This is a genomic window from Streptomyces sp. NPDC057307, from assembly GCF_042667665.1.
Taxonomy (GTDB): Bacteria; Actinomycetota; Actinomycetes; order Streptomycetales; family Streptomycetaceae; genus Streptomyces.
In genome coordinates this window covers 1-21,280 of record NZ_JBHUZM010000131.1, presented here as the reverse complement: position 1 = coordinate 21,280, position 21,280 = coordinate 1, and the positions used below count along the sequence as shown (strand labels likewise).

Annotated in this window: 22 protein-coding genes, 1 tRNA gene and 2 pseudogenes; 16 read left to right on the top strand and 9 right to left on the bottom strand. The window is 65.8% G+C overall.

Annotation, left to right across the window (positions count from 1 at the left end):
- Positions 1 to 64: 64 nt before the first annotated feature.
- Positions 65 to 367 carry a co-chaperone GroES gene (locus ACFUN8_RS30545; protein ID WP_189107154.1) on the bottom strand — a complete coding sequence of 101 codons (303 nt, stop codon included), beginning with the start codon at positions 365 to 367 and terminating at the stop codon, positions 65 to 67.
- A 104-nt stretch (positions 368 to 471) separates the two neighbouring features.
- Positions 472 to 792 (bottom strand): DUF3618 domain-containing protein, encoded by a 321-nt coding sequence (locus ACFUN8_RS30540; RefSeq protein WP_383644612.1) that lies wholly within the window; start codon positions 790 to 792, stop codon positions 472 to 474.
- Between the two features lie 158 nt (positions 793 to 950).
- Between ACFUN8_RS30540 and bcp the strand changes: the two genes are divergently transcribed.
- Entirely contained in the window at positions 951 to 1,418 is a 468-nt protein-coding gene (bcp, locus tag ACFUN8_RS30535) for a thioredoxin-dependent thiol peroxidase (protein WP_383644609.1), read from the top strand.
- Positions 1,419 to 1,587: 169 nt separating this feature from the next.
- A pseudogene (locus tag ACFUN8_RS30530) lies at positions 1,588 to 1,782 on the top strand (MFS transporter); the annotation flags it as partial.
- 120 nt (positions 1,783 to 1,902) lie between these two features.
- Here the strand turns inward: ACFUN8_RS30530 and ACFUN8_RS30525 are convergent.
- Positions 1,903 to 2,286 carry a hypothetical protein gene (locus tag ACFUN8_RS30525; RefSeq protein ID WP_383644607.1) on the bottom strand — a complete coding sequence of 128 codons (384 nt, stop codon included), beginning with the start codon at positions 2,284 to 2,286 and terminating at the stop codon, positions 1,903 to 1,905.
- A 685-nt stretch (positions 2,287 to 2,971) separates the two neighbouring features.
- Complete coding sequence (locus ACFUN8_RS30520) at positions 2,972 to 3,169, bottom strand: hypothetical protein (RefSeq protein ID WP_383644604.1); 198 nt, start codon at positions 3,167 to 3,169, stop codon at positions 2,972 to 2,974.
- 692 nt (positions 3,170 to 3,861) lie between these two features.
- Between ACFUN8_RS30520 and ACFUN8_RS30515 the strand changes: the two genes are divergently transcribed.
- The 8 genes from ACFUN8_RS30515 to ACFUN8_RS30480 all read left to right on the top strand — a co-directional run bounded on the left by ACFUN8_RS30515 (position 3,862) and on the right by ACFUN8_RS30480 (position 11,205).
- Positions 3,862 to 5,013 carry a multiprotein-bridging factor 1 family protein gene (locus ACFUN8_RS30515; protein ID WP_383644601.1) on the top strand — a complete coding sequence of 384 codons (1,152 nt, stop codon included), beginning with the start codon at positions 3,862 to 3,864 and terminating at the stop codon, positions 5,011 to 5,013.
- Between the two features lie 229 nt (positions 5,014 to 5,242).
- Positions 5,243 to 5,563, top strand: a complete 321-nt coding sequence (locus tag ACFUN8_RS30510) for an SH3 domain-containing protein (protein WP_383644598.1) — start codon at positions 5,243 to 5,245, stop codon at positions 5,561 to 5,563.
- Between the two features lie 1,117 nt (positions 5,564 to 6,680).
- A complete protein-coding gene (locus tag ACFUN8_RS30505) occupies positions 6,681 to 7,058 on the top strand; it encodes a hypothetical protein (protein WP_383644595.1) in 378 nt (125 codons plus the stop codon).
- On the top strand, positions 7,055 to 7,291 hold the full coding sequence (locus ACFUN8_RS30500; protein WP_383644592.1) for a hypothetical protein: 237 nt from the start codon (positions 7,055 to 7,057) through the stop codon (positions 7,289 to 7,291). Before ACFUN8_RS30505 ends, ACFUN8_RS30500 begins: the two co-directional genes overlap by 4 nt.
- 235 nt (positions 7,292 to 7,526) lie before the next feature.
- A complete protein-coding gene (locus ACFUN8_RS30495; protein ID WP_383644589.1) occupies positions 7,527 to 8,864 on the top strand; it encodes an FtsK/SpoIIIE domain-containing protein in 1,338 nt (445 codons plus the stop codon).
- A complete protein-coding gene (locus ACFUN8_RS30490; protein ID WP_383644586.1) occupies positions 8,861 to 9,052 on the top strand; it encodes a hypothetical protein in 192 nt (63 codons plus the stop codon). The genes ACFUN8_RS30495 and ACFUN8_RS30490 overlap by 4 nt, the downstream gene beginning before the upstream one ends.
- Before the next feature lie 259 nt (positions 9,053 to 9,311).
- A complete protein-coding gene (locus ACFUN8_RS30485) occupies positions 9,312 to 10,733 on the top strand; it encodes a replication initiator (RefSeq protein ID WP_383644582.1) in 1,422 nt (473 codons plus the stop codon).
- A 10-nt stretch (positions 10,734 to 10,743) separates the two neighbouring features.
- Positions 10,744 to 11,205, top strand: coding sequence for a hypothetical protein (locus ACFUN8_RS30480; protein ID WP_383644579.1), 462 nt, complete (start codon positions 10,744 to 10,746; stop codon positions 11,203 to 11,205).
- Between the two features lie 53 nt (positions 11,206 to 11,258).
- Here the strand turns inward: ACFUN8_RS30480 and ACFUN8_RS30475 are convergent, their stop codons facing one another.
- Complete coding sequence (locus ACFUN8_RS30475) at positions 11,259 to 12,773, bottom strand: recombinase family protein (RefSeq protein ID WP_383644576.1); 1,515 nt, start codon at positions 12,771 to 12,773, stop codon at positions 11,259 to 11,261.
- A gap of 53 nt (positions 12,774 to 12,826) precedes the next feature.
- Here ACFUN8_RS30475 and ACFUN8_RS30470 point away from each other — a divergent pair.
- The 4 genes and pseudogenes from ACFUN8_RS30470 to ACFUN8_RS30455 all read left to right on the top strand — a co-directional run.
- Positions 12,827 to 14,143, top strand: a pseudogene (locus ACFUN8_RS30470) (MFS transporter); the annotation flags it as partial.
- 164 nt (positions 14,144 to 14,307) lie between these two features.
- The gene (locus ACFUN8_RS30465) at positions 14,308 to 14,925 is read left to right on the top strand and encodes an HNH endonuclease signature motif containing protein (protein ID WP_383644573.1); all 618 of its coding nucleotides are present in this window, start codon (positions 14,308 to 14,310) and stop codon (positions 14,923 to 14,925) included.
- Positions 14,922 to 15,749 (top strand): HNH endonuclease, encoded by an 828-nt coding sequence (locus ACFUN8_RS30460; protein WP_383644570.1) that lies wholly within the window; start codon positions 14,922 to 14,924, stop codon positions 15,747 to 15,749. The genes ACFUN8_RS30465 and ACFUN8_RS30460 overlap by 4 nt, the downstream gene beginning before the upstream one ends.
- A gap of 46 nt (positions 15,750 to 15,795) precedes the next feature.
- Positions 15,796 to 15,871 (top strand) — tRNA-Leu (locus ACFUN8_RS30455).
- Positions 15,872 to 15,926: 55 nt separating this feature from the next.
- Here the strand turns inward: ACFUN8_RS30455 and rdgB are convergent.
- From rdgB to ACFUN8_RS30435, 4 genes are all read right to left on the bottom strand, one after another.
- A complete protein-coding gene (rdgB, locus tag ACFUN8_RS30450; RefSeq protein ID WP_383644567.1) occupies positions 15,927 to 16,529 on the bottom strand; it encodes an RdgB/HAM1 family non-canonical purine NTP pyrophosphatase in 603 nt (200 codons plus the stop codon).
- A gap of 33 nt (positions 16,530 to 16,562) precedes the next feature.
- The gene (locus ACFUN8_RS30445) at positions 16,563 to 16,946 is read right to left on the bottom strand and encodes a hypothetical protein (RefSeq protein WP_383644564.1); all 384 of its coding nucleotides are present in this window, start codon (positions 16,944 to 16,946) and stop codon (positions 16,563 to 16,565) included.
- 102 nt (positions 16,947 to 17,048) lie between these two features.
- Positions 17,049 to 17,786 (bottom strand): ribonuclease PH, encoded by a 738-nt coding sequence (gene rph / locus ACFUN8_RS30440; protein ID WP_383644561.1) that lies wholly within the window; start codon positions 17,784 to 17,786, stop codon positions 17,049 to 17,051.
- Positions 17,787 to 17,889: 103 nt separating this feature from the next.
- Complete coding sequence (locus ACFUN8_RS30435) at positions 17,890 to 18,123, bottom strand: glucose PTS transporter subunit EIIB (protein ID WP_189106937.1); 234 nt, start codon at positions 18,121 to 18,123, stop codon at positions 17,890 to 17,892.
- Positions 18,124 to 18,336: 213 nt separating this feature from the next.
- Here ACFUN8_RS30435 and ACFUN8_RS30430 point away from each other — a divergent pair, with 213 nt between their 5' ends.
- Complete coding sequence (locus ACFUN8_RS30430) at positions 18,337 to 19,617, top strand: PTS transporter subunit EIIC (RefSeq protein WP_383644558.1); 1,281 nt, start codon at positions 18,337 to 18,339, stop codon at positions 19,615 to 19,617.
- 350 nt (positions 19,618 to 19,967) lie between these two features.
- Positions 19,968 to 21,230 carry a PTS transporter subunit EIIC gene (locus tag ACFUN8_RS30425; protein ID WP_383644555.1) on the top strand — a complete coding sequence of 421 codons (1,263 nt, stop codon included), beginning with the start codon at positions 19,968 to 19,970 and terminating at the stop codon, positions 21,228 to 21,230.
- Positions 21,231 to 21,280 lie beyond the last annotated feature (50 nt).

The window sequence follows — 21,280 nt, the reverse complement described above, 5'->3', positions numbered from 1 at the left end:
GAGTGGGGGTATGGGCCGGGTGACGATCGTCACCGGGCCCTTCCGGGTCAACGCCGCCCGAGCTCTAGAGGTAGAGCCCCGTGGAGTCCTCCGACCCCTCGAACCGGTCGGCCGCCACCGCGTGCAGGTCGCGTTCCCGCATCAGTACGTAGGCCACGCCCCGGACCTCGACCTCGGCCCGGTCCTCGGGGTCGTACAGCACCCGGTCCGCGGGCTCCACCGTCCGCACGCTCTGCCCGACCGCGACCACCTCGGCCCAGGCGAGACGCCGTCCGACGGCGGCGGTCGCCGGGATGACGATGCCGCCGGACGAACGCCGCTCGCCCTCCGGGATGTCGGTCCTGACCAGCACCCGGTCGTGCAGCATCCGGATGGGCAGCTTGTCATGGGAGGTGTCGAGGGAATTGTCGCTCACGCCCACGAACCTACCCGCCCGAACCCGCCCCGTACGCCGGAGGGGTGAGCCCGCCCTCAGACCCGGCGCCGGCGCACCGACATCGTGAGCAGACCGACCACACCGACGACGACCAGCGCCACCGGGACGAGCCGCTCGAGCCGTGGGGCGCCGTCGTCCGAGACGAACGTGTCCTTCACACCTGACACCGTGCGATTCACCGCGACAAACGCCTTGCCCGCGGTCTGGTCCACCCGGGAAACCATCCGGGCCTTCGCGTCGCCGACGATCGTCTGCGGGTGCACCCGCACCCCGATCTCGTCGAGCGTCTCGGCAAGCTGGTCGCGCCTGCGGACGATGTCCGCCTCGATCTGCGCAGGGGTCCTGGCATCCGACACCGCGCTGCCTCCGTCGTCGTGTCCGGTTGGTTGATCCTTCGATCCTTCGCCTTCACCGACAGTCTGTCAGCTCGGCAGCCGTCGCACCCCGCGGCGCCCCTACTACGCTCGGCCCGATACAACCGGGCGACCCGCCCCCACCCGTACCGAGGAGAACCATGAGCGAGCGACTTCAGCCCGGCGACACCGCCCCCGCCTTCACCCTGCCCGACGCGGACGGCAACGACGTCTCGCTCGCCGACCGCAAGGGACGCAAGGTCATCGTCTACTTCTATCCCGCTGCCCTTACCCCCGGATGCACCAAGCAGGCATGCGACTTCACCGACAACCTCGACGTACTGGCCGGCGCGGGCTACGACGTCATCGGCGTCTCGCCCGACAAGCCGGAGAAGCTCGCCAAGTTCCGCGACAAGGAGAACCTGAAGGTGACGCTGGTCGGCGACACCGACAAGGCCGTCCTCACCGCGTACGGCGCCTTCGGCGAGAAGAAGCTGTACGGCAAAACGGTGACGGGCGTCATCCGCTCGACCGTCGTGGTCGACGAGGACGGCAAGGTCGAGCGCGCGCTCTACAACGTCCGGGCCACCGGCCATGTCGCCAAGATCATCAAGGACCTCGGCATCTGAGAGCCGCGGACACGGCGAATCGGGAACACGGGCCGGGACTCGGGCCGGGAACTCGGGCCGAGTAGCGAGCCGGAGCCCCGCCGTGCCATGGCTCCGGCTTGCGGCCGTCGGGGCGCGGTGCGGAGGCTTTCCCTGAGGACTCACGTCCCCGAGGAGAGGAAACCGGCCCATGGCGGCACCCGAGAGTGACCAGGTCGCCGACTCCCCGGCGGTCCGCCGCCACCCGGCCCTCTTCCGCGCGCTCCGACGCCGCCGCAACCCCCCACTGCGCAGGTCGGACATCACCGTCACCGACGAGGCCGCGGTCAAGCGGGCGGTGAAGGCGGCGTCGCTGGGCAACGCCATGGAGTGGTTCGACTTCGGCAACCACGACTGAACATACTCGGGCCCCCTGAGGGCGTCCAGACCAACGCCCCACCTGGCACGTTCGACCAGATGGGGCGTGGACGCAGTGATCGAGTTGGGCGAACTCGGCTCGCCCGTCCTACAAGCGGTCAACGACGGTCACGCCGCACAGTTCACGGTGGACGCGGGATGCGAGCATGCCCGGATGCCGAGGCTTGCTATATGGGGAGAGCGTGTCACGCGCCGTGGCGCACCAACCGTCTGCGGTCAGTCGGTAGATCGTTCCCGAGACCCCATAGAGGTGGGGTTTCCGCACGCGCAGTACGGCGTACTCGTTGCCGCGAAGGTACGGGCACTGACCGGCTGACACGCGCGCGTGCTCGGCGCACAGCGGCGGCATAGAGGTGATGGACTTCTCCGGCCACGTGGGGGGCGAGTCCTCGCGTCTCCAGTCGAAGAACAGCCAGCCTTGTTTGTTGCGGTCGGCGGGGTCTCCGCAGACCTGGCACAGCATGTTCTCCATGCATGAGCGTTGGCGAGCGGAGTTCATGGAGTCGTACTGAACGCGGCCCTTGTCCGGGGATTCGTACACACGGATCCACAGGTTCCCGTGCTTGTCCCGCTCCCCTGGACGCGTGCGTGTGTAGGCGAGCCTGGGCCCCTTGACGCCGTACTCGACGGCCAATTCAGACTCAAGCGGCCCCGCATCAGTGCTCCGCGCGGCAACGTAGGGAGTTAGGAGGGACGGGCGTGTCGGCAAAGTACACGTCTCCTTAGATCGGAAGTTGAGGCGCCCGGTAATGGCCGGTCCAGCGGCCCTTGGGCACGGCGCGAAGCTGCATCGTGCCTTCCTCCGATTGGCGCCGGAAATAGGCATGGGCTTCGGACTTGCTTATGCTTCTCCAGGGTCCGGCCCACGGGTTCTCCTCTTCTGAGCACCCTTCTCGTATGTCATCGGCCTTTTCTGGCTGAGGGGTCCTGGCATGCTTGCCCGGCCGCTTCCCATAGGCGACAGAGTGCTTACCCGGCCGCTTAGGAAGCAACCAGGAAAGCACTACCTCGACCATACGAACGATGAAGTCACGCATAGATCGTCAGCCTCCTCACAGATCAAAGTCGACCGCTAGCAACGAGGGCGATGATGGCCCCACAGAAAACAGCGACTCCGAACACCGAGATGGCTGTAGCGACCGCTGCAAGTTTGTCATTCACTGCTTGGCCTTCTCGCTCACTGCGTTCCCATGGATCGCGGCAAAGGTATCCTTTAGCCGCTGCTTAAGCTGCTCGGCTTTCTCGCACTTCTCGCCGTATCGGCCGCAAGTGACGCACCCTTCGACGTGAGCCTCGAACCTGTCCCACGCCGCACGGTCTTGTATTCTCAGATCTTTGATCTCCGAAGAAGTCACTTATGCACCACCTCTTCGACCGCGCTTTGCGTCGCGACGATTGTGCACCGCTGCCCTCGGGCGCCGCCGCACTCTCCGTCAATCCGGCAGTCGACACAATTCTGGATGTGATCCAAGAATTCGACCCACGCCTGAGAGAAAGCATCCTTCGCTGAACTCCGCACCACATCTTCGAGGCTCTGCGCCGTGAGACAGAGAATGTCCGGCGTGCGGCACGGAATGCACCATGCCTCGTGGCTCTCTAGCTCAGCGTGAGCACGGAGCATGGTTGCCCTTAGCGTCCATGCCATTGAGTGGAAGTCAGCCGTTGCAGGGCTCATCGGAGCAACCTCCGGAGCCCGGATTCGACAGATCGCAGGATCTCGGGGGTCGGGTGGGCGTAGGTGTTCGGCACCCACGGCGGTACCTGCTGATCCCAGAAAAGACCTCGATGCACCACAACCAACTCCCTTCCCGTGAGGGGCGGTTGGAGCGGTCGAGGAAGGGGGGTCCGCGACTCGCGATCACGCGAGATCAGGTTAGGCTCGTACACGTCGATTGCTCCTTGCTGAGCTTCGGCCACGCCCCCGGACCGTTCACGCGGTCGCGGGGGTCTTGCATCCGCCAACTCAACGGTTCAGGCAATGCCGGTGGGAGTGGACCAGCGTTGACGTATCGTTGACGGATCGGTCAACACACGAGAGGGGGTGACCATGGACGAGTACGGGGAGCGTGTGCGCCGTGCTCTTACCGAGTCAGGCACGAGCCTTCGAGGGGCCGCTAAGGCACTGAGTTATGACGTCGCCTACGTGTCTCGCGTCATCAATGGGAAGCAGTCAGCTTCTCCAGAATTCCGCAAAGCAGTAGCTACCGTGCTGGGGGTCCCTGCTGACCCTGGGCCGGCCTCTTACGACGACGAAGAAGCGGCGTGGGATCTGGCGCGACGCGTACAGGCAAGTGACGTCGGCGGCGGAACGCTTGAGCGTCTTGAACTAGCCTTCGATGAACTGGCGATGGCCTATCCCAAATCCTCTCCGGAAGCCTTGTTGGAACGCATCCGCAAGCACTCCGCCTACGTCGGTAAACTGCTGGATTCGAAGAAGACACTTGCTGAACACCGCCGCCTGCTTGTGGTCGGCGGGTGGCTCTCGCTACTTGGCGCCACAGTTCACATCGATCTCAAGCAAGACGACGCAGCTACGGCCCGACTCCAGACGGCGGCGACGCTTGCCAGGGAATCGGAGCATCCGGAGATAGAGGCTTGGTGCTTTGAGACGGATGCATGGAGGGTGCTAACGGCGGGCGATTACTCTCGCGCATTGGAATTGTCCCGCGTAGCACAAAGCTTGGCACCCTCGGGCTCATCGGCTCTGATTCAAGCGACGGCCCAAGAAGGGCGAGCACTCGCAAGGCTGGGCGAGTCGGGGGCGACCTACGACGCTATCGACCGCGTACATGATCTGTCCTCGGCTATCGGAGAGCCGGACCGGCCGGAGCACCATTACAAATACGACCCCAATAAGGCCCTGTCGTACACAGCAACAACGTTGGCTTGGCTCGGAGATACCGCCGCAGAACCGTATGCGCGCGGCGTCATCGAGCGACTTAAGCCCAACGATGACCCCTCTCGCTGGCCTCGCCGCGTGGCCTCCGCCAACATCGATTTGGCCTTGGTCCTGGTCTCGGGCAACAGACTTGACGAGGCGTGCGATGCGGCACAGAAAGCGATTCTGAGCGGGAAGGTTGCCCCGTCGAACCACTGGCGCGCCCTGGAAGTTGTCAGGGCTGTTGAAGCTCGCGCCCTGCCGGAAGCAGCAGAGTTGCGGGACGCGTACCGGGAACTCAGAGCAGCAGACGACCTGTAGCACCCGCATCTCTGTCGGGGAACTGCTGCACCCCCAGCCGGAGCCCTCGCCGCTGCTGCGCGGTGGGGGCTTCGTCGCGTCCGGGGGGTCCCACAAAGCCCTTGACTTTGCAGATGCGAAGCGCGCAAACTCTTGTCTCGTTCGGACGACCTGCCTGGTCGTCCTATGAGTGAGAGGGTCTTCAATGGGAATCATCCGGGAAAAGTTGACGGTCGCAATCGTGGCTGCTGTGGCGGTTGTTGTGGCGGCGCTGGGTCTGGCGATGGCGGGGAACGCGGATGCGTCGGCGGCTTCGTCGGCGCCTGCTGCGGCTCCTCAGGTGTCGGCCGGTGGCAAGGCGAGCGTGGCGACCAACGGCCTGCGGCTGCGGTCGAAGCCTGGCTACTCGGGCTACGTGAAGGGGCAGTTGTACCGGGGAGACCGGCTGTTCATACGGGAGACGTATGCCTCGTCCTCCAACCCGTGGGTGGGGGTCGTGCTGACGCAGAGGAGTGCGGGCGGCCTTCCGAAGATGACGCGTGGCTACGTCCATAAGTCCCACATCCGGTAGCCGAGTCGGCGTTGGCGCGGCCTCTTCCTCGGGAGAGGCCGCGCCTTCGTGCTGTCTTGAGCCGGTGCTCGACCTGGTCCTCGTCGTGGTCCTGGTGGCGGTGCTCGACCGGGTCCTCGTCGTGGGCGGTGAGCTGGTCGCGGGCGATGGTTGGGCGCGTGGCCGGCGTGCGGGGCTTTGGGCGGGAGCTGCCATGGGGCGAGAGATCGGGGCCCGTACGCTGGCCGCGAATCGGGCAGTCCCTGGACCTGCCCGCAATAGCCCGATGGGGGTCCCGATCTTCGAGGCTCGCCCCATGGTGGCTGCCTAAAGCCTCGCGCGCCTGCCACCCCTGAGCCACACTGGGTTGAGGTTCTTTCGACCCACGAGGAGACGGTGATGAGGGTTCGTCGTAAGGCCGTGGGCTCGTCGCTGCGGACTCAGGGGCGGGGCAAGGTGCAAGTCCTGGAGGATGGCAACGGGCACCAGTGGGTGACGTGCTCGGGCTGTCGCCTCGACCGCTATGCGCCCGGCATCGCTCCCGCGCGGGCTGAGGCGCGGCAGCACGCCAAGAACTGCGTTAGTTGATCTTCGACCAGTCCCGCGGGACGGGTCCGTTTCTGACGCTCTGTCACGACTGAGGCAGGGAGCGGCGGCGCCCGGCCGGGACCGGCGCCCGCGCCGCATGCCCGGCCGAAGGCGTCCGGCCGCTCCGCGCGCCGCAGGCGCGCTCTTGAGTAAGTAAAGAAGATCTAGACCGACCCCACGTCACGCTTGATCATTTCCTGGTGCGAAGAATCCAGCCACGCCCGGCATGGTGATCACGGCGTGCGCGCCTCGCATATGCCGGGGGCGGAACTCGCACGGCCTCATCGCGGTTGCGACTAACGAGCATCCCAAGATCGCTACAGGCTGGGCACTTTGACGTGGAAATCATTCCGAAAGAACCTTTAAGAACCCCACTACTTTGTCGCGTGTGAAAGTGCCAGCGGCACAGGGCCATAGGAAAACTCCATTGCCCAGATGCCCATATGCACTTGCAAAGCACGGGTCAAATGAGCCAACCTGGGGGCTCGTTGCATCGCGTGACGGGAGTTGCCTCCTGGTGCTCGATGCTGCCTGCAGAGAGGAATGGATCATGCAAAACATCCCCGTCGATACGGCCCGTCTGGGCTCGACGATGTGTGTGGTGCCACCTGAGCCGAGGATCAATCCGGAGACTCAGCAGCCGCGCGTGGACCGTGATGGTCACGCTGTGTGGGTAGTTGGCGTGAGCGTCCGCCAGAGGGAGACGCGCCGCGCGGACGTGATCGACGTCGCGGTGCCCGGTGAGCCGTCCGGCATCACGGAGGGCATGAGAGTGCGCCTCGACAACCTGGTGGCCGTGGCCTGGGAGATCGACGGCCGTAAGGGCACGTCGTTCCGGGCTACCGCCATCGCCCCGGAAGGAAGTCGGCCGGCCGCGTCCGCTCCTCCGTCGCGGCCCAAAGCGGCAGGCCAGGGGGCTGACACATGACCAGAGTTGAGCCGGATTGGGATTGGCTGGCGCTCCTGGACCACATAGTCAGCCTCGCGACGATGGCGGCGGTCCTCGAACACACCCCGCTCCCTCCGGAGACACGTCTCGTCTCCCTCGAACGTCTGGCGGTCGACGCTGCGGAGACGACCAAGATCGCCGAACTGATCGCCGCACGGGAGAAGGAAGGTGATCGGCCGTGGTCGTACGCGCCAGCGCAGCAGAGGTCCTGATGATCCTCGCCCGTGATCTCCGGGTCATGGCCGAGTGTGACGACATCCTGAGTTCCGTTCCCCCTCCGGATGCAAAAACGATTCGCCGCGCACTGGAGCTGATCGCCAAGCACAGCGACTCGGCTCACGACCAAACCCTGTTGCTGCTGAGTGGACAGATCAGCGGCGAACGGCCCCGCTCCTCGTCGCAACCGATAACTCAGCGACGGCGGCCGATGCACGGAAGGGGCCACTAATGCCGTGGGAACTGATCATCTGGTGCATCTCGGTGGTGCTGTTCCTGGCGCTTCTCAGTCAGTGGTACTGGGAACCTCGGGCGCCTTTCTGGCTCCGCAAGGCTAAGGAGAGTCCGCTTCGCTGGTACCTGGTCGGCTTTCCGATAACCGTGCTCCGCATGCGGTTCACCTGGCGGCGGCTCTGCCAGACGGCGGACCTTTCGGTGACGCGTCGCCCCCGGTACACGGCGGTGAACCGGGACGTGATGGTGAAGGGAACTCCCATTCGGCCGCTCGCGCCCCGGCTGGGAATTCCCCGCGTCATGCACACGGGTTTCACCGTTCGCGTTCATCTCCATCCGGGGCAGACACCCGCCCAATTCATCGCCTCCGCCGATGCGTTCGTCCACGCCTGGCGCATCCACTCAATCCGGATCGTCTCAACGAAACGAGGAGAAGTGCTCATGATCGCCACCGCCCGTGACCCGCTGGCCGATTCCACGACGTGGCGCAAATTCCCGGCCCCCCGCCTCATGGCGGCCAACGTAGGTCGAACGGGCGACGGCTCCGCGTGGGTTGTCGATTTCCGCAAGGTCCCGCACTGGCTCATCACGGGCGCCACACAAAGTGGAAAGTCCACCCTCCTGGCCGCGCTCGTAACGGAGTTGGGCGCGCAACCGGTGACCCTTCTGGGGATCGACTGCAAAGGCGGAATGGAGCTGTCCCTCTTCGAAAAGCGGCTCTCTGCCCTGGCGACCGACCGCACGGAAGCGATGGCCCTTCTGCAGAAGGTCTTGACCAATCTCGAACAGCGGATGACGGACTGCAGGGCGGCCGGTGTCCGGTCCATCTGGGAACTCGATGACGACGACCGGCCCACGCCGGTAGTCATCGTTGTGGACGAGATCGCCGAACTCTACTTGGCCGGTGCGGCATTGGCCGGGCGGAAAGAGGCAGTGGAATGTTCAACCCTGCTGCTGCGGATAGCCCAGCTCGGTGCGGCCCTCGGTGTCCATCTCGTCGTGGCGGGGCAGCGGTTCGGCTCCGATCTCGGCCCCGGCGCTACGGCGCTGCGCGCTCAACTCGGCGGCCGTATATGCCATCGGGTGAACGATGAGGCGACAGCGGAAATGACACTCGGGGACCTTTCCCCTGATGCCGTCGTGGTCGCTCAGGCCATTTCGGAGGATGAGAAAGGCGTTGCTGTGACGACCATCGGCGGCCAGTGGACGCGCGCCCGCTCCACCCTCATCACCCCTGAGCAGGCACGGGAGTTCTCGGCCTCGACTTCCCATCTCGCGCCGGCCTTCGCCGAGTCCGGTTCGGAATCCGGCTCCGGCCCTGGGGGGAGCGAATGAGTGAAGCGGCAGCACTTCCTCTCGTGGTGGTCTTCGGCATCATCACCGTTCTGTTCGTCCGGTCCCGTGAAGTGCCCTCATGGATAGCGGTGCTCATCTTCCTGTTCGGCTTCTACGTGAGCCAGACACCCGCCGTATTCATGATCTCCGAAACGGTCAACTGGGTGATCACAAGGTTCACGTTCTGACACGATCCCCCGGAGAAACCGAGGTTCCGACATGCCTCACCGATTCGTCCGTTGCCCCGTCTGCCGACGGGCCAGAGAACGCACCATCGGCGGCCACCTGAGGCGCTGCCTCTGCTGCCGAGAAAAGCGCAACCGCAGACACTAGAACCCTCCTCGTCAACCCCGTTCACCTAAGGAGAAACACCCATGATCCGCACCTCATCGGATAACGCTACGGCGAACTATCCGGCCGACAATCACGAAAGGTCACCACCCAAGAATGAACGCACATCAGAAGGAAGGGCGCCTCGTAGGAAACTCTGCGGGGCGCCCGCGTTTTCTCACCGAAACCGAACGCGATCTCATACGCCTTGCCAATGAGCCAGGATTCAACAGATGGCTCGAACTCATCAAATCAACGGGCGGCTGCTCCCACCCCATCTATCTCTCAGGCCGTACCACAACGGCCGACCACGAGGGAAACCTCCTCCGCCATTACGACACTGCGAGTGAACCGCTCGGACGGCTCCCTGTCCGCTGCCGCAATCGGCGTGAGTCACGATGCGAACCCTGCTCCTATCTCCATTCCGGCGACACCTTCCAACTCGTCCGCTCCGGGCTCCTCGGAGGAAAGGGAACACCCGCCTCGGTCGTGGAACACCCCCGGCTGTTCGTCACGCTCACCGCCCCTTCGTTCGGAGCGGTCCACCGAGAGACCGACCGAACCGAGCAATGCCGACTCACGCGGGACCCCGGACCATGCGAACACGGACGCCCTCGGGGCTGCGGTCTCCGCCATCCGGCCGACGACTCCGCAATCGGGCAACCCCTCTGCCGCGACTGCTACGCCTACACCTCGCACATCCTGTGGAACGCCCAGTGCGGCGAACTCTGGAACCGCACCACCAGGGCCATCCGGCGCCACCTCGCGACGGCGGCGGGCATCACCCAATCCAAGATCGGGGACTCGCTTCGCCTGAGCTTCGCCAAGGTCGCCGAGTACCAACGGCGCGGCGCCATCCACCTCCACGCCGTCATCCGGCTCGACGGCCCTGACGGCCCCTCAACGGCCCCGCCTCCGTGGGCAACCGCCTTCGTGCTTGAGCGGGCCGTCCGGGCGGCCGTCAGAGCCGTGGAGGCGCCTCTGAGGCACGTTCCGGCCCTGGGTGACTACGTGGCCCGTTGGGGCGCCCAGATCGACGCACACCCGATCCGGGACTCCGCTGCTGTGGCGGGCGCCCTCGATGATCAGGCGGTGGCGGCGTACGTGGCCAAGTACACGTCCAAGAGCGTCGGCGACTCCGGCGGCCTGGACCAACCGGTCACCTCCGACGAGGAGATCAGCCTCGCCCCGGTCTCCCCCCACCTCCGCACCCTCATGGCAACCTGCTGGCGCCTGGGCGGCCTGGTCGAGCTGCTTCACCTGAGGCTGCGGCCCTGGACGCACACCCTGGGCTACCGGGGCCACGTCCTCACCAAATCCCGCCGCTACAGCACCACTTACCGGGCACTACGCGATGCGCGGACAGCCAACCAACAAACCCCAGACGGCGACCCCTCCCATTCCCCGGAAGAGACCGAGACCGTATCTGCCTGGCGATACGTCGGCTCCGGCCACACCCCCGGCGAATCCGAAATCGCGGCCGGCCTGGCTCAGGACCATGCGGAGAGACGCGAAATCGAACGCACCTTGAGAATCTGAGGTGCCTCCGATGCCCCAAGAAAGTTGCGGCTACATCAGCCTCGAACTGGAAGGGGACCCTCTGCGGGGGCACTTCCCATATTGGCGCGCGATCACCTCAAGCGGAAAGAATGCCGGGCGGCTGTCCTCCCTCCTGGAAGGTGAGAGGGCGTCATTCTGCACTGTGGTCGACCGCAGCGTGGTTCACGAGATATCCAGTAAGGTGCCCGCCATTTTCGTGACGTCCATCGGGGCTGCGCGTATGCCCTTGTCCTTCCGTTTGGCAGGGGCGGGGAGTCTTGGACTGTTCGCGCTGCAAGTGGAATCGTCCAATCTAAGGACTGTACTCGAACGAGACTTTGCGGAAGTTGCGTCGCTGGATCGCGCCGAGTCCATCGTGTTCCGGCTTGAGATAGGCCGAGTCTCCTTCACTACATTGACCGGCCGAACCATGCTGTTCTTCCGTCCGACACTCAACCGGGTTTCGGTGTAGAAGCATAAATGCGCCCCGACTGCAAACACAGTCGGGGCGCAGAACCTTTGACGCTAGACGGCGAGTTCGTACGGATTGGCACCGGTGCACTTCACGCGCTGCGGAGCGGCTGCCGGGTAGATCAGCACCCGAACATTGAATTGCGCCAGTAGCTCACGACGCTCTGCCCCGTCCTTCGCATCGCGCCACTCATCAGCAACGGTCTTCCCCGTGGGGACAGTTCGCATTCCGGCCGGTCGCTCTGGAAGCGACTTGTACCGGGTGATCTCGCGACCCATCCGCGCGTACTCCGTGCGGAACCATTCAACGTCGTCGGCGGCCTCGTAGAGACCGGCCGCCCGGTCGTCGCGAAGGCGCTTCCGATTCTTCTCAAGTTCGAGAATGCGCGCCGCGTATCCGGTACCCGGATCGAATTCATTCCTCATAACCTGGGCGCTGCCGTATTCCGACAGGAACCAGTTCTCTACCTCTGCCTCGGCGATGATCTTCTTGATCGTGGGTGCTGGCTTGCACTCCTCCGACCCCTTCATCCCTCGCACACGCCCCACACAGCCGTAACCTTCAAGGCCGTTGATCGTCATCCGCGCAGCACAGTTTCCGCAGTACCCAAGATCAGAGAGGGTCGCGGTGCCGCTGGGCGCCTTCTTCTTGCTCGCCTTCTTGTTGGGCTTCGGCTTGGTCTTCTCCACAAGCGCATCGTGGGTGGCGATGTCCCAAAGCGGCGGGGCTACTTGTCGCGGTTCGCCGTTGGCGTCAAGCACGGGCTTTCCCTTATGCATGAGATACCCGAGTGACGCCATGCTGTTAAGGATTCCCCACAGAGTGCGCCACGTCCAGTATCCGCCCTTGGGCTCACGCCCTGCTCTCACTGCCATGAGGTCATGCGGCGTGAGAATCCCTTCCCGCGTGAGGCGCTTGCATTCGCTCGCCACGGTGATCAGCCCTGTCAGGTCAGACAGGATCCGAAGTGCGACCTTCCGAATCACCGGCGAAGTCTGAGGATCTAGGGCCACATGATCTACCGCGCCCTTAGGGGTCAGACGAACATACATGTAGCCGTATGTCAGCTTGCACTTTGCCTCACCTGCGTTGCGCGCCCTCTTCGACTCATCAGCGGTGCGCTTCTTCCCGGCCCGGTGCTCCATCTGAGCACCTAGGGCTCGCCACGCCAATTCGGTTTCCTGGTTGGGGTCGCCAAGATCCCAAACTCCTGAGTGGTCTGCCGTGACCAAGATCTGATTGTTCTCGCGAATCGCGTATGCCGTGCTGAGAACGTCGACAACGTTCCGACCAATCCGGTCTACGGCTGCGCCTACGATCCCGTCATACGGGCCTCGCTCGCCTCGAAGCCAGGGGCCGAACCTAGGGCGGCTCAACGGTGCCACCACGCCGGACACTTCCCAGTCGTCCGCCCACCCAATGATGTGCGCGCCCACAGATTCGGCGGCGGCGAGAACCTGGTCAGCCTGCTTCTCGGGGCTATGCGTCGCTTCGTTCTTCCTCGACAGCCGGCGCACTGCAACCAAGCACTTACCACAACCGTCGTATGGCGTAGTGGCTGGGGTCATGACTTCTATGGTGGACCTGCCCATGGCTTCCTCCAAGCGAGTATTTTTCCGCTTGGTTGCCGTTCGGTATCTACAGCTATCTGGCCGTCACCATCGGCCATGTCTTCTTCCCCTCCGGCAACGACACCACCGAACTGCTCTCCTCCTTCGCGACCTTCGCGGTGGCCTTCCTCGTGCGGCCACTCGGCGGCATGTTCTTCGGTCCTTTGGGTGACCGCATCGGCCGCAAGAAGGTCCTGGCCATGACCATGATCATGATGGCGATCGGCACGGGCACGATCGGGCTGATCCCGTCGTACGCCGCGATCGGCTTCTGGTCCCCCGCTCTGCTGATCCTCTTCCGGCTGGTCCAGGGCTTCTCCACCGGCGGCGAGTACGGCGGCGCGTCCACCTTCATCGCCGAGTACGCCCCCGACAAACGGCGCGGCTTCTTCGGCAGCTTCCTCGAATTCGGCACCCTCGCGGGCTACGTCGGCGCGGCCGGGCTCGTCACCGCGCTCACCGCCTGGCTCGGCACCGACGGCATGAACGACTGGGGCTGGCGCGTACCGTTCCTCGTCGCCGCGCCGCTGGGCCTCATCGGTCTCTATCTGCGGCTGAGACTGGACGAGACGCCCGCGTTCGCGAAGATGGAGCAGGGGACGGTCCGCGCGTCCGAGGCCGCCGATCCGGTGGAGACCAGCACGGTCTCCGACCTCGGCAAGATCTTCCGCGAGCACTGGCCGAGGCTGATCCTGTGCGTCTGTCTCGTGGGCGCGTACAACGTCACGGACTACATGCTGCTGTCCTACATGCCGACGTACCTCTCCGACCAGCTCGACTACAGCGACACCCACGGACTGCTCATCCTGCTCGGCGTGATGGTCGTCCTGATGGGGATCATCAACCAAGTGGGCCGTCTCAGCGACCACTTCGGCCGCAAGCCGCTCCTGATGACCGGCATGCTCGGTTTCCTGGTCCTCTCCCTTCCGGCGTTCCTGCTGATCCAGCAGGGCGGCTACTTCGCGATCATCGCCGGGATGGCGATGCTGGGGCTCTCCCTGGTCTGCCTCCTCGGCACCATGTCGGCCGCCCTGCCGGCGCTCTTCCCCACGAGCGTCCGCTACGGCTCCCTGTCGGTGGGCTACAACCTCTCCGCGTCGCTGTTCGGCGGCACGACCCCCTTCGTGATCACGGGCCTGATCAGCCTCACCGGCGACGATTTGATGCCCGCGTACTACTCGATGCTCGCGGCTCTGATCGGCGTCGGCGCGGTGGCCTGTATGACGGAGACGGCGCGTCGGCCGCTGGAGGGATCGCCGCCGTCGGTGGAGACGAAGGAGGAGGCGGCGGCACTGGTGGTGGCACTGGCGGCCGAGCGGAGGATCTGAGGTGGGTGGGCTGCTCTCGCTGGTCATGGGCCTGATGTTCGCCCGTTGCCGCGATCGGTGACGGGAGTTGTCCACATTCCGGTCGTGACCATCCGATTAACGGTTCGTTAGGCCGTACGAGGCCGCGAACGCGCGGCCGGATACGGAGCGGAGGAACGGTACGGGTGAGATATACACGTGAAGGGCTGCGAGAAGCGGCTCGCGCGACCACCAACGTGGATGACGCTCTGCGCCGGAGCGGCAGAACGCCGACGGCGGGCAGTCGGCGCTACATCCGCGAGAAGATGACCGAGTGGGGCATAGATACGACACATTTCACATCGGGTCGCGTCCGGCACACCGAAGAACGACTGCGCACGGCGGTCGCGGAGTCGACAAGCGTCAAAGCGGTGTTGAGAAACTTGGGCATCAACCCGGTGGGCGGCAACCACGCGCACATCAGCCGTCGCATCGTGGCGCTGGGGATGGACACGACACATTTCACTCAGGGACGGCGGCAGACGAAGGGGCCGAAAGAAAGTCCACTTCTCCTCCGGTCACCGGAGCAAGGCCGCGTCCCTGGTAAGCGCCTGCGGCAGGAGCTGCTCCAGATCGGAAGACCGGAATCCTGCGCGATGTGCGGCATCGGAGCCGTCTGGAACGGTCAGCCATTGAGCCTCGAGGTCGACCACATCAACGGCGACTGGTGGGACAACCGCGAACCGAATCTCCGGCTCCTGTGCCCCAACTGCCACGCGGTGACCGACACATATCGCGGGCGAAAGCGCGGGGCCGGCGCATGAGCGAGAAGTACCCGCGAGCAACGCTGGTCCGAATTGCCACCGAGTCGAGCAGTCTTGTCGACCTGATGCGTCGAGTGAACGCCCCCTTGGGCAGCATCGCACGCCGATACCTGCGCCAGAGACTGGAGTTGTACGGCATCGACACCGCGCACTTCACCGATGAGCCGCTGCCCGTACGAGAGCGGCGCAGCTACTCGAAGGAGCGGCTGCGAGAGGCAGCCGCTCACTCACGCAGCATCCGTGAGGTGTTGGAGTATCTGGGCTTCCCGCCGGACGACAGCCCGTACGGCCATATACGCAAGAAGCTCGATCAGTTCGAAATCGACACGTCCCATTTCGTCGGCGGGAGACGACAGGGGCCACGGGCGCTCCCCCGCCCCGAACTCGCCTCGGCCGTCTCCTCGTCCACCAGCATCGCCGGGCTGTTGCGCGCACTGGGGATCGCCGACAACACCGCCACCCGACAGCGGGTGAGGCGCAGCCTCGACCTCCACGGTCTGTCCATCGCGCACTTCACCGGGCAGGGTCACTACCTAGGCACCATCTCCCCCTGTCGCAAGACGCCGGACGAGATCCTGCGACGGCTCCCGCCGGGTTCGAACCGCGCGAGGACGATCATGCTGAGGCGGGCGCTGGACGACCTCGACGTGCCGCACGTGTGCGCGGAGTGCGGTATCGGCGATGTCTGGCAGGGCAAACGCCTCGTCCTGGAGATCGATCACATCAGCGGAGACCGGCTGGACAGCCGCCGCGAGAACCTGCGGTACCTCTGCCCCTCGTGTCACAGCCAGACAGCCACGTTCGCGCGACGAGGCGTTCGCTAGGGCTATCGCTTGGCGCCCACGACGACTCTCACGGTAAAGTCGGCGCGGGCCCGTACCCCAGTCTGGCCAGAGGGCGCCGGTTTAGGTCCGGTGTGTCGTGGGTTCAAATCCCACCGGGCCCACAGGTAAGAGCACTGAACCCCCTTCGATTCGAAGGGGGTTCAGCCGTTGTGAGCCTCAGCCCAGCAGCTCCCCCACCACCGGCACCAGCGCCCGGAACGCCTTGCCGCGGTGGCTGATCGCGTTCTTCTCCGCCGGGGTCAGTTCCGCGCAGGTGCGGGTGTCGTTGGCCGGCTGGAGGATCGGGTCGTAGCCGAAGCCTCCCGTGCCCGAGGGGGTGTGGCGCAGGGTGCCGCGGAGTCGGCCCTCGACCACCCGTTCCGTGCCGTCCGGGAGCGCCAGGGCAGCCGCGCACGCGAAGTGGGCGGTGCGGTGCGGGGGTGCGATGTCGGAGAGTTGGGCCAGCAGGAGGTCGAGGTTGGCGCGGTCGTCGCCGTGGGTGCCCGACCAGCGGGCCGAGAAGATGCCGGGGGCGCCGCCGAGGACGTCGACGCAGAGGCCGGAGTCGTCGGCGACGGCCGGGTGGCCGGTCGCGCGGGCCAGGGCGTGTGCCTTGAGCAGGGCGTTCTCGGCGAAGGTGACGCCGGTTTCCTTGACGTCCGGGATGTCGGGGTAGGCATCCGCGCCGACGAGGTCGTGGGTGAGACCGGCGTCGGCGAGGATGGCCTTGAGTTCGGTGAGCTTCCCGGCGTTGCGGGTGGCGAGGATCAGACGCGTCATGCGTCGATTATCCGCCGCCGGGCCGAGGGCCCGTTACGGGGTGCAGACCTTGCCGACCTCGGTGGCGGCGTCGGTCACGGGCGCGAGGTCGGGGGTCGCGTCGCCGTTCTCGATGGACTCGCGGACCGTGCCGACGCCGGTGCTGAGGTCGTCGACCGCCTTGCTGAGATCGGTGTTGTCGGTCTTGTCCTGGAGCTTGTCCAGCTCGGTGTCGATGTCGTTCAGGGCCTCTTCGGCCTGCGTCGGGTCGTTCGCCGCGGTGGAGATCGCCTCTTGGAGCTTGTCCACGCTGGTGGCTATGGCGTCGGCGGTCTGGACGCAGTCGAGTGCCTTGTCGAGTGCGCCACAGCCGGCCGCCCCGGTGAACGTGAGCAGGACGGCGGCTATGGTCACCGCGGTGCGTCGGCGCGAGGCCATGGTCGGTTCCCTCCCTCGGTGCGGAGGGGCATACGGGCGAGTCCGCAGGCCCCCGCTGGTCGCGACTGTAACGACGCCGCACCACCCGACTTGGTTGCTTCTTTACTTGGCGAGGGTCTCTTCCAGCACCGCGGTCTGGAGGGCGGCGAGGTCCGCGCAGCCGGCGGTGGCGAGGTCGAGGAGCGCGCCGAGTTCCTTGCGGTCGAAGGGCTCGGCCTCGGCGGTGCCCTGGACCTCGACGAAGCGGCCGTCGCCGGTGCAGACGACGTTCATGTCCGTGTCGGCGCGCACGTCCTCCTCGTAACAGAGGTCGAGCAGGGGCGCGCCGTCGACGATGCCGACGCTGATCGCGGAGACGGTTCCGGTCAGGGGCTTGCGGCCGGCCCTGACGATCTTCTTGGTCCTGGCCCATTCGACGGCGTCGGCGAGGGCGACGTAGGCGCCGGTGATGGCGGCGGTGCGGGTGCCGCCGTCGGCCTGGAGGACGTCGCAGTCGAGGACGACGGTGTTCTCGCCGAGGGCCTTGTAGTCGATGACGGCGCGCAGCGAGCGGCCGATGAGGCGGGAGATCTCGTGGGTGCGGCCGCCGATCTTGCCGCGTACGGCTTCGCGGTCGCCGCGGGTGTTGGTGGAGCGGGGCAGCATCGAGTACTCGGCGGTGACCCAGCCTTCGCCGCTGCCCTTGCGCCAGCGCGGGACGCCTTCCGTCACGGAGGCGGTGCAGAAGACCTTGGTGTCGCCGAAGGAGATGAGTACGGATCCTTCGGCGTGCTTGCTCCATCCGCGTTCGATGGTGACGGGGCGGAGCTGTTCGGGGGTGCGGCCGTCGATTCGAGACATGGGTGTGAGCCTAGCGGGACATGGCTGAGGGGCTCGTTCCGGTTCTCCGCACGGGGTACGGCGGTTGTCCGGATCGAGCCCCTGGGCAGGCGTCGCGCGGCGGTTACATCATGTCTTCGATGTCGGCGGCGATCGGGTCGGCGTCGGTACCGATGACGACCTGGATCGCGGTGCCCATCTTGACGACGCCATGGGCGCCGGCGGCCTTCAGCGCGACCTCGTCGACCTTGCCCGGGTCCACGACCTCGGTACGGAGGCGGGTGATGCAGCCTTCGACCTCTTCGATGTTCTCGATTCCGCCGAGCCCGGCGACGATCTTCTCAGCCTTGCTGGCCATGTCTTGCTCCCTGCTGTCCAAGGGGTGGTGTCCCGGTTCACCGTGCTCTGACCGTGCGTCCGATTTTCACGTTAACTCACGGTTGGCCCATCTTCACGGGCGGGTGACCGACCCGTACCGAAAGATAACGGTCACCAGTGGTACGCCGTCCGCGGCCCGGCCTCGGGAGCGTATCGCAACTGGTCTACACCACTGTGCCACGGGAGGACGCCGATGAGTTCGACGGGTGCCGACGCGTCAGCCGTTCCCCCGGCGCCCCGGCGACGGTGGTGGAACGGCCTGTTCCAGGGGCTCCAGAAGATCGGGCGCAGTCTGCAGTTGCCGGTGGCGGTGCTTCCCGCGGCGGGTCTGCTGGTCAGCCTGGGCAATCTGTTCGACGCGTATCTGCACGGGGCCTTCTGGGACAAGACGACGAAGGTCTTCCTGCAGGGCGGCAACGCGATCCTGGACGGGAGCTTCGGTCTGCCGCTGCTGTTCTGCATCGGGGTCGCGATCGGCTTCGCCAAGAAGGCGGACGGCTCGACCGCGCTGGCCGCCGTCGTGGGCTTTCTCGTCTATCACAACGTGCTGGCGGCGTTCCCCGCCGACGACACGGTCACCGACGCGCTGCCCGAGGGCACCCCGCAGAACCCGGGGGTGCTCGGCGGCATTCTGATCGGTCTGCTGACGGCGGTGGTCTGGCAGCGTTTCCACCGTACGAGACTGGTGGACTGGCTCGGCTTCTTCAACGGCCGTCGCCTGGTGCCGATCCTGATGGCGTTCCTGGGAGTGATCCTCGGGGTGCTGTTCGGGCTGTTGTGGCAGCCGGTGGGTGACGGGCTGACGTCGTTCGCCAAGTCGCTGATCGATCTGGGCGCGTGGGGCGCGGGCATCTTCGGTGTCGCGAACCGGCTGTTGATCCCGATCGGTATGCATCAGTTCCTGAACACCTTCTTCTGGTTCCAGGCAGGCGAGTTCACGACGAAGGACGGGACCGTCGTCCAGGGCGACCTGACGCGGTTCTTCGCCGGGGACCCCACGGCGGGTCAGTTCATGTCGGGCTTCTTCCCGATCATGATGTTCGGCCTGCCGGCCGCCGCGCTCGCGATCGCGCACTGCGCGCGGCCGGAGCGTCGGAAGCAGGTGGCGGGCCTGATGGTCTCGGTCGCCCTGACGTCGTTCGTGACGGGCGTGACGGAACCACTGGAGTTCTCGTTCATGTTCGCCGCGCCGCTGCTGTACGGGCTGCACGCGCTGCTGACGGGTGCGTCGATGGCGATCACCTGGGCGCTGGGGGTGCACGCGGGCTTCAGTTTCTCGGCGGGTCTGATCGACTACGTCGTCAACTGGCATCTGGATACGAAGCCTTGGCTGATCATCCCGATCGGGCTCTGCTTCGCGGTCGTGTACTACGTGACTTTCCGGTTCGCGATCACGAAGTTCGACATTCCGACTCCGGGGCGGGAGCCGGAGGAGCTGGAGGAGGAAGTGGAGAAGGAGAACATGGGGAAGTGACGGTGACGTGACGCAAGCAGGGTGACCGGCCCGCCGCCCGCCAGGGCGCGCACGCCCCTCGGAAGCTCCTCGGGAAAGCCCCCGGAAGGGCCCCCGGACCCCTTGGTCCGGGGGCCCTCGCGTGTGTCCGCCGGGGGCCCGCCGCGCCCCTGCCGGGCGCCCGTCGCATGCCCGTCGCTTCGAGTCCGGATCGAAAGATTTCGAAGGTTCCTTATTCAACCCTCACCATGCTACAACTGGTCTACACCACTCAAAGGTGTAGACCACATGGCCGCGCGCCGTGTTCCCGGGTCGCCGCCACTCCCCATTCTCCCTGCTCCTGGCGGTGCCTTGTCCTCTGGAGGAAGTTGATGTCCACGGCCAGCGCCGCCCCCGCGGCAAAGAAAAAGGGCTCCGGCGTGATGTCCGTCATGCAGCGCATCGGCCGCAGCCTCATGCTGCCGGTCGCCGTGCTGCCCGCCGGCGCCCTGCTGGTGCGCCTCGGCAACCCCGACATGCTCGGGCGCGAGTCGTTCCCCACCTTCATCACCAAGATCGCCGGTTACATGGCCGCCGGCGGCGGCGCGATCCTCGACAACATGCCGCTGCTCTTCGCCGTCGGTATAGCCATCGGCTTCGCCAAGAAGTCGGACGGCTCCACGGCGCTCGCCGCGGTCACCGGCTATCTGGTCTTCCAGAAGGTCCTCGCCACCTTCACGGACGGAAACCTGCCGCAGGTCGCGAGCGTCGTCGACGGCAAGATAGTCATGTCGGACGCCCCCGTGAACGCGGGCGTCCTCGGCGGTGTCGTGATGGGCATCGTGGTCGCCCTGCTCTACCAGAAGTTCTACCGGACCAAGCTGCCCGACTGGGCGGGCTTCTTCGGCGGCCGCCGTCTCGTCCCGATCCTGTCGGCCTTCGCGGGTCTGCTCATCGGCATCGTCTTCGGTCTCATCTGGCCCGTCCTCGGCGCCGGTCTGCACAACTTCGGTGAGTGGCTCGTCGGCTCGGGCGCGGTCGGCGCCGGCATCTTCGGTGTCGCGAACCGCGCGCTGATCCCGATCGGCATGCACCACCTGCTGAACTCGTTCCCCTGGTTCCAGGCCGGTTCGTACGAGGGCAAGAACGGCGACATCGCGCGCTTCCTCGCCGGTGACCCGTCGGCCGGACAGTTCATGACCGGCTTCTTCCCGATCATGATGTTCGCGCTGCCCGCCGCCTGTCTGGCGATCGTCCACTGCGCCCGCCCCGAGCGCCGCAAGGTCGTCGGCGGCATGATGTTCTCCCTCGCGGCCACCGCCTTCGTCACCGGTGTGACCGAGCCGATCGAGTTCACCTTCATGTTCATCGCGCCGGTGCTGTACGCGATCCACGCCGTGCTGACCGGTGTGTCCATGGCCCTGACGTGGGGGCTGGGGATGAAGGACGGCTTCGGCTTCTCGGCCGGCGCGGTCGACTTCTTCCTCAACCTGGGAATCGCGACCAACCCGTGGGGCCTGGCGCTGGTCGGGCTCTGTTTCGCGGCGGTCTACTACGCGGTCTTCCGCTTCGCCATCGTCAGGTTCAACCTGCCGACGCCAGGCCGGGAGACCGACGAGGAACTGGCCGAGCTGCAGAAGGCCGAGGCCAAGTAGGACCGCCTCGGACGTGTGTCACATGACGGTGCCCCCGGCCTTCCCGGCCG